This window comes from Streptococcus mitis SK597 (assembly GCF_000148545.1).
Classification (GTDB): Bacteria; Bacillota; Bacilli; order Lactobacillales; family Streptococcaceae; genus Streptococcus; species Streptococcus mitis_C.
The window spans coordinates 1-1,244 of sequence record NZ_AEDV01000099.1 but is presented as its reverse complement, the minus strand read 5'-3'; the positions used below and the strand labels follow the sequence as shown (position 1 = coordinate 1,244).

Genomic DNA, 1,244 nt, shown 5'->3' with positions numbered 1-1,244 from the left:
GGCACTGCACCCATAAAGTGAGACACAAGAAAACACTCCTGTTGAAATCTGGTAAACTAGAAACAGGAGTGTTTTGTTATGGTTAAAAAAGCATATTCATTAGAAACTAAGCTAGCCTGTATCGAAATGAAGAAGGCAGGTAAATCAAATAAGGTTATCATGGATACCCTCGGTATCAAAAATGTTAGTCAGGTCAAGACCTGGTGGCAATGGTATCAGAATGATGAATTGTACCGTTTCCACCAACCTGTGGGGAAACAATATACTTATGGTAAAGGGATGAAGCAGTTATCTGAAGTGGAACAGTTACGTTTACAGGTAGAATTACTAAAAAAGTATCAGAGCTTGATAAGAAAATCGACAAAGTAAGTCTTATCAAGCTAGTGGAAGAGTATAAGAGAATGTGCCCTATATCTATTATTTTAGAGTGTTTCGGAGTCAAACGTTCAACCTTTTATCGCTGGAAACAGGAGTGTAAGAATTCTCAGAAAAAAGACGAAATAGCAGATAAAATCGAACAACTCTGCGTGGAAAACCACTTTATTTACGGCTATCGAACCATCACTCGCTTGCTCAAGAAAGTTTATAACCTCGTCGTTAATCGCAAGAAGGTCTATCGTATTATGAAGAAAAAGGGCTGCCTTTGTCGTGTCCGTCCCAAGAAGGGACCTAAATTAGGGAAGCCTTACCATGTAACAGACAATAAGCTGGATCGTAATTTTCAGGCAGATAAGCCTATGGAGAAGCTTGTCACAGACATCACCTACCTCTACTTTGGGAACTGTAGACTTTATCTATCTTCGATCATGGATCTCTATAATCGTGAAATTGTAGCTTATACCATCTCCGAATGCCAAGATACGGACTTTGTGCTCGACACACTTCATCAACTTGAGCTACCTCAAGGAGCACTTTTACACAGCGACCAGGGATCTGTCTACACTTCAAAAGCCTACTATCAGGCCTGTACAGAAAAAGGCATCACCCGCTCCATGTCCCGAAAAGGAACACCAGCAGATAATGCCTGTATCGAATGGTTCCACTCTGTTCTCAAATCTGAAACCTTCTATCTCCATAAGTGGAGAAATTTAACTAAAGATAGTATAACAGATATTGTCAAAAATTACATCATATTTTATAATGAAACTAGAATTCAACAGAAATTAAATGACCAGTCTCCTGTAGATTACAGAAAACTGGTTGCATAAGAGCGTTTTCTCTTGTCCCATTATTGGGGTGCAGTG

1 protein-coding gene is annotated in these 1,244 nt (G+C 39.3%); it reads left to right on the top strand.

Annotated features, from left to right (window positions below; genetic code table 11):
- The first annotated feature begins 78 nt into the window (after window positions 1–78).
- Window positions 79–1,208, top strand: a protein-coding gene (locus SMSK597_RS13150; protein WP_419992006.1) for an IS3 family transposase whose coding sequence is annotated in 2 segments (ribosomal slippage) — window positions 79–349 and window positions 349–1,208 — 1,131 coding nt in all. Because the reading frame shifts where the segments join, the coding sequence is not laid out codon by codon here.
- The last annotated feature ends 36 nt before the right edge of the window (window positions 1,209–1,244 follow it).